Below are 6,360 nucleotides of genomic sequence, written 5' to 3'. Positions count from 1 at the left end.
GTTGCAGTGCCGATCGCCCACAAAATTGGGTATGACAGCCATGCTACTGTCCAGAAGGGCCACAGAATCCGTAACACTCGACGCTTAAGAAAGCTTCCGACTTCTAGCGGCTTGCCTTTCAGCGATAGCACCAAACTAAAGCCGCTGAGTAGAACAAACACGTCTACAAATTGGAACCCGAACCAGATTGGCGCTGTAAGTATTCCAGTCAAAGGACCTGCGTCAGGCGAACCGCTGACAGATAGCAACTGCTGCAGATTATCAAGTAAGCCCGTCGGTTGGGGAGTGTAGGCATATCCTGTAAACAGCAGTTGGGCATGGTACAGCAGTAGCAGCACTGCCGCAGAAATGCGGATTCCTTCCAACCAGGCTAAACGCTGCGATCGAGATTGACCTTGGTAAACGTTCACGTTTTATCAGTTTTGCTTATGGAAAAGTAGCCAGGACGACAGCACTCATCGCAAATTTTTTACACAGTTGTCGGGCTAATCTGAGGTTTATAGGAACTTGCCTGCGACTTGGGTGAACTGGAACATCCCAGCGTAAACGCTGAAACTGACTGTTCTGGTAGCACTAAAAACAAGATGTCTGTCAAACAATCAGGAGCCGTGCTGATGATTACGCTTACTATGTGGCCTAGTGCTATACAGTACAAACTTTTTTAATTGATGACACCTTCATAAGCAATTCATATTTTTGATAAGGGATACGTCGTACCATTAGCATCCTCCTTCAGCAGTACATATTTCTTTATAGTTTATACACCAGTCGCCGTTCGATTCCGCAGCTATTCGGCTCAACAACCTAACTCTGCTTCACCTTCATAGAAATTTTTTTACAAAATATAAAATTCATCTGGTTATTCAGATCACCTTAGCTCTTGGCAGCTAAACAAATTGCCAACGTGTTGGAGCAGGAGCGCTAGGATTAGGCTTGCCAGAGCAGTGGTAAACTCCATCAAAAGCCAGCAAAGCCAGGGATAAAAAGTAATGTCATCTTCAGTTCCTCGACATCATGCCGCAGACGTCTGACTCAGAAGCAGATTTTTTTCTTCAACAGGGATGGCAGCTTAGTCAGGTAGGGGCTTACGAGGATGCGATCGCCAGCTTCGATCAATGCCTTGAACTGAGGCCTGACTCGCATCGTGCCTGGTGTGCTCGCGGCACTGCACTTTACGAACTGGGACGCTTCGAGGATGCGGCTCGCAGCTTTAATCAAGCAATCGACCTGAAGCCTGACTATCCAGAAGCGCTTAATAGTCGCGGCATGGCTCTGTTTAGCCTAGGCAGCTATGAAGCTGCGCTCGCTAGCTATGATAAAGCGATCGCGTTTCAGCCCAGCTTTCACCAAGCCTGGTACAACCGAGGCAACGCACTTGATCGCGCAGGCTGCTACGAAGCGGCGCTGCAAAGCTATGAACGAACGCTGGAGCTAGAGCCCGACTACTCCAAATCCTGGTACAACCGGGGCATTATGCTGAGTAAGCTGGGACGCCACGAAGAAGCGATCGCCAGCTACGACAAAGCAATTGAGTCCAGACCGCACTATTCGATGGCGTGGTACAACCGGGCTAACGCGCTAGTGTTGCTCAAGCGCTACCGAGATGCCCTTCAGAGCTACGAGCGCGTTTTGAGCATCAGGCCGCAGTGGCACGCTGCCTGGTACAACCAAGGCAACGTCCTACATAAAATCGGTCGGTACGAAGAAGCGATTGCCAGCTATGACGAGGCGCTGAAATCTAAGCCCGATCTGTATGAAGGATGGTACAACCGGGGGAATGCATTTGATGCGCTAGGGCGGTACGATGCGGCGATCGCCAGCTACGACCAGGCAATCTCCTTGAAGCCAGATTTGCAAGAAGCCTGGTACAACTGGGGCAGCGCTCTGCATAAGCTGGGACGTTATCAAGACGCGATCGCCAATTACGACAAGGCGATCTCTCTAAAATCAAATTTTTCCAAAGCCTGGTACAGCAAGGGGACTGCCTATCGCAAACTCGGACGCTACGCCGAGGCGATCGCCAGCTATGACCGAGCGCTTCAGTGCCAACCGGACCTATATGAAGCGTGGTACTGTCGCGGTATCGCGTTGGGGCATCTTGGTCGCAACGAAGCGGCGCTAAAAAGCTACGACAAAGCGCTAGAAGTCAACCCTAATTTTCATCTCGCCTGGTACAGCCGCGGTGCAGCACTGAGCCATCTAGGGAATTACGAAGACGCGGTTGCCAGCTACGATCGCGCGCTGCATATTAAACCTGATTTTCCCGACGCCCATACCCGACGCCGCTTGGCGCTGGAACGGTACCAACAGCTGCATCGGGATGTCTCTGATGAGCGGACTGAACCTCAAACTCTGCCTGATCTGCCGTTTGTAGAACCTCTACAACCGTTTCAGCCTAACCTCTAGGGCAGCGTGAACTTGTGTTCTATCAATCGTCGCAGGGGCACAATATGAAATCTTTAGTGTCGACTTGCAAATTTACGAAGTTTACGGCTCTGCTCTGATAAGATCATCACTTGGATAGATGTTTCTTTGTACAGCGGTGTTGGGAACCTTAACCTCAATATCGTCAATGATGAGCTAGAGTCCATGAGCAACGCTCAAGATGTCGAAGTCGCCTTTTTCTTTCAAAAGGGGCTTTACCTGAACAAGCGCAAAGACTACGCTGCTGCCATTGCCAGCTATGATCGCGTCTTAGAACTGCAAGCTGATTTTCCAGATGCTTGGTACAACCGAGGCAATGCGCTGTACTACATGGGTCGATACGACGACGCGATCGCCAGTTACGATCAAGCACTGGAGTACGAGCCAGGGTTTTCGGAAGCGTGGAATAACCGAGGCAGCGCCCTAGATGACCTACACCGCTATGAAGCGGCGATCGACAGCTACGACCAGGCGCTCAAATTCCGACCAAATTATGCCTGGGCGTGGTACAACCGGGGCATTTCGCTTCGCAACCTAACGCGCTATGAGGATGCAATCAACAGCTACGATCGCGCGATCGAGTTTAAGCCCGATTACTACTGGGCGTGGTACAACCGGGCACTGGCAATGCGGCAGCTCAATCGGATGGAAAGCGTTGTCGCCAGCTACGACAAGGCGCTGGAGTTCAAAGTGGATTTTGAGGAAGCTTGGACCAATCGCGGTAATGCCCTGTACTTCATGGGGCAGCTAGAGGCGGCGATCGTCAGCTATGATCAGGCGCTAACGATCAAGCCCAACAGCCCAAACACCCTCTACAACAAAGCGTGCTGCTATGCGCTGCAAGGCAAAGTGGACTTAGCGTTCGAGTATTTGCGTCAGGCTGTGGATCTCAGCCCCGACGAGTATCGAGAAATTGCTAAGACCAACACCGACTTTGATCAATTGCGCCAGGATGAGCGCTTCTCCGCTCTCATCAACGAAGTTCAAGGCTGCTAGCAATCCGATTCGTGCCAAAGGCGCTAGAGAAGATCCATATGAGCCGAATCAATGACTTACACACTCTTGATGAGCAAGAGTTGAGCCTGCATGAGCCTGAACCTTCTAAGGACGCGATCGCGACGTACAATCGCGTCCTGCTGATGCAGCCAGATGATTACCGAGTTTGGAATAGTCGAGGCTACGCGCTAGAGCGCACCGGACACTATGAGGACGCGGTCGCCAGCTTTGAGCAGGCGATCGCCATTCAGCCAGCGTTCAGTCCTGCATGGCAGGGCAAAGGCATCGCCTTGGCGAAGCTAACTCGCTACGAAGATGCCCTTGTGAGCTTTAATCAAGCTCTAAAACTGCAACCGGGCGACTACCGCGCTTGGCAGAATCAGGGCAAGGTTTTGCTCAGCCTCGGTCAACACAACGACGCGATCGCTAGTTTCGATCGGGTTCTGAAGCTGAAGCCCAACAGCTACAAAGCCTGGTACAACCGGGCAGTGGCGCTGGCGTGCCTGAATCGGTTAAAGGGCGCGATCGCCAGTCTGGATCACACGCTGCGCATTAAGCCTACCTGCTATTACGCCTGGAGCTACCGAGGCATGGTGCTTGCCAAGCAGCAACAGTTCACCGAGGCACTCGCAAATCTTGACCAGTCGTTGCAGATTCGGATAAACAATCCGAATGCCTGGTATGGAAAAGCGTGCTGCTACGCTCTTCAGGGCAAGGTTGAGGAAACGCTAGAGGCGCTAGAGCGAGCGATCGTGTTTAGCCCAAATCTATGTCGCGTCATGGCAAACAGCGATCCCAGCTTCAATCGAGTTCGGAACGATGCACGCTTTCAGGCGCTAATCCAGCACTCAACTATGTGAGCGGAGAGTGACTACTTAGCGACCCACCTGCACCAAGGCAGCAGAATCGCGTCTGTTTGATTCGCACGGTTTAGACTGTAGCTTGCCCAAGTAAAGCGCGGTGAGCGGCATGGGCGATGTGCTTTATAGCCGTGAGATCTGGAGCAGGCGCATCAACGGGTTGTAGCGGCAATGGCGCATTCGTTAGCCACAGCAAATACTCAATGTTGCCTGCTGGACCTACTAACGGCGACCAAGTTAGTCCCTGGTAGCACCAGCCTATCGCCTGAGCTGCCTGTAGCACTTGTTGAATCGCCATGGCTTGGTCTTCTGGGTCACGGACAACGCCGTGCTTGCCCACGCGAGTCCGCCCGACCTCAAACTGCGGCTTCACTAACAGCACTACGTCGCGCGGCGACTGTAGCAAATTCCACAGCGCGGGCAGCACTTTTGTTAGCGAGATAAACGAGACATCTACCACGCCTAAATCTGCCCAAGGTCGATCGTCACCGTATAGCTCCACAGGCTGCAAGTGGCGCAAGTTTGTGCGTTCAAGTAAAGTAACGCGCGGGTCTTGACGCAGGCTCCAAGCCACCTGTCCATAGCCCACATCTACCCCATAAACGTGGGCGGCTCCGGCTTGCAGCAGACAATCTGTAAAGCCTCCCGTGGAAATGCCGCCATCTAGACAAATCCGTTCAGCAGCCGGAATTTGGAAATCAGCGATCGCTTTTGCCAATTTTTCGCCGCCTCGTGAGACGTAGGGCGATCGCTGTCGTACCTGAATCTGTGCTGCTGGGTTTACTTCAGTTCCTGGCTTATCGACGACCTGCCGATCTACCGTGACCTCGCCCGCACGAATCCATCGCTGCGCCTGCTGCCGCGTCTCGCACAAATTTAGTTCCACTAGCAAGACATCCAGTCGCTGTTTTGCCATTCACCCTCACTGCGTCTGCTTCAACCGCTGCTTTGCCTGCTGCCAGAGTTGCTCTAGTTGCTCTAACGAATACGTCGATAAAGGACGATCGGCAACGGCTTCCATCTGCTGGAGCCGCTGAATAAATCGCTGATTCGTGCCTTGTAGTGCTGCGTCAGGATCGAGGTCGTACCAGCGCGCTACGTTGATCAACGTAAATAACAAGTCGCCCAGCTCTGCCTCTTGGTGCGCTTTGTCAGTTCCCGCCAGCGCTTCTTGGAACTCGCCAAGCTCCTCGTGAAATTTTGCCCAGACGCCGTCTACCGTTTCCCACTCGAACCCAGCGGCAGCCGCTTTTTGAGATATCTTCATGCCTGCCACCAGGGGCGGCAGCGATCGGGCATAGCGACTTAGCTTATGGCTGAGCGGCGGAACCGCGTTGGGGTCTTCACCCTTCTCGATCGCTTTGATCTGCTCCCAGTTGCGATAGAGGTCGTCAAAGTTTTGCACCTTAACATCGCCAAAGACGTGAGGATGACGCCGAATCAGCTTGTCAGCGATACCGTTTGCCACATCGCCCAGGTTGAACTGTCCAGAGTCGCGCGCAACTTGCGCCTGTAGGACGACTTGCAGTAGCAGATCGCCCAACTCTTCCGCGATCGCCGCTGACTCACCGCCTCGAATCGCATCCACAACTTCATACGCTTCTTCAATCACGTACGGAATTAACGTTTCTGGTGTCTGCGCCAAATCCCACGGGCATCCATTGATCGGCGATCGAAGTTGGGCAACGATCTCCACGAGTCGCTGCACCGCGTCTAACACTGCTGCTGGGCAAGCTGCCTTTTCAGAATCAGTCATGCAGAGGTACTTCACGAGTATTGACACTTCCCTACTTTAATCGCTGTTTGTGCCGATCGACGTTACTGCTAGACATCCAGGGCATAGAGTTCCATGCGGCAGCAAACGACTCTGATACGCCTCAAGCAATCTTGACCGCTGAAATCCCAGTGTCCCTAGTGGCACAACTGTCCTGCTTGAATTTGTCACAGCTAGACGATCGGGCTACTTCCCATAGCGGCTGCCATCGGGCATTCTGGCTCCGGTGAGTTTTGCCTCGTCTAACTTTGCGCCGCGCATCTTCGCCTTGAGAAGGCTTGCCTGTTGCAGGTTTGCTCCGGTTAG

The 6,360-nt window shown here is 52.9% G+C and carries 7 protein-coding genes; 3 read left to right on the top strand and 4 right to left on the bottom strand.

The genetic code is table 11. The features are described from left to right. The coding region (locus H6F43_RS02605; protein WP_190340446.1) for an acyltransferase family protein at positions 1–410 on the bottom strand (410 nt) is incomplete at its 3' end. A gap of 604 nt (positions 411–1,014) precedes the next feature. Between H6F43_RS02605 and H6F43_RS02600 the strand changes: the two genes are divergently transcribed. From H6F43_RS02600 to H6F43_RS02590, 3 genes are all read left to right on the top strand, one after another. Further along, complete coding sequence (locus H6F43_RS02600) at positions 1,015–2,406, top strand: tetratricopeptide repeat protein (RefSeq protein ID WP_190340445.1); 1,392 nt, start codon at positions 1,015–1,017, stop codon at positions 2,404–2,406. Positions 2,407–2,589: 183 nt separating this feature from the next. After that, positions 2,590–3,420, top strand: coding sequence for a tetratricopeptide repeat protein (locus H6F43_RS02595; protein WP_190340444.1), 831 nt, complete (start codon positions 2,590–2,592; stop codon positions 3,418–3,420). Between the two features lie 38 nt (positions 3,421–3,458). Continuing rightward, positions 3,459–4,280 carry a tetratricopeptide repeat protein gene (locus tag H6F43_RS02590; protein WP_190340443.1) on the top strand — a complete coding sequence of 274 codons (822 nt, stop codon included), beginning with the start codon at positions 3,459–3,461 and terminating at the stop codon, positions 4,278–4,280. A gap of 70 nt (positions 4,281–4,350) precedes the next feature. Here H6F43_RS02590 and H6F43_RS02585 read toward each other — a convergent pair whose 3' ends face one another. From H6F43_RS02585 to H6F43_RS02575, 3 genes are all read right to left on the bottom strand, one after another. Beyond that, the gene (locus tag H6F43_RS02585) at positions 4,351–5,196 is read right to left on the bottom strand and encodes a TlyA family RNA methyltransferase (protein ID WP_190340442.1); all 846 of its coding nucleotides are present in this window, start codon (positions 5,194–5,196) and stop codon (positions 4,351–4,353) included. Between the two features lie 6 nt (positions 5,197–5,202). After that, positions 5,203–6,036, bottom strand: a complete 834-nt coding sequence (mazG, locus tag H6F43_RS02580; protein WP_190340441.1) for a nucleoside triphosphate pyrophosphohydrolase — start codon at positions 6,034–6,036, stop codon at positions 5,203–5,205. A gap of 204 nt (positions 6,037–6,240) precedes the next feature. Next, on the bottom strand, positions 6,241–6,360 hold a 120-nt coding region (locus tag H6F43_RS02575), incomplete at its 5' end, for a pentapeptide repeat-containing protein (protein WP_190340440.1).

Origin of the sequence: Leptolyngbya sp. FACHB-36 (genome assembly GCF_014695955.1) — a bacterium.
In the GTDB taxonomy this organism is placed as follows: Bacteria; Cyanobacteriota; Cyanobacteriia; order Leptolyngbyales; family Leptolyngbyaceae; genus FACHB-36.
The sequence above is the reverse complement of the archived record's forward strand: the minus strand, read 5'-3'. Positions and strand labels throughout refer to the sequence as shown.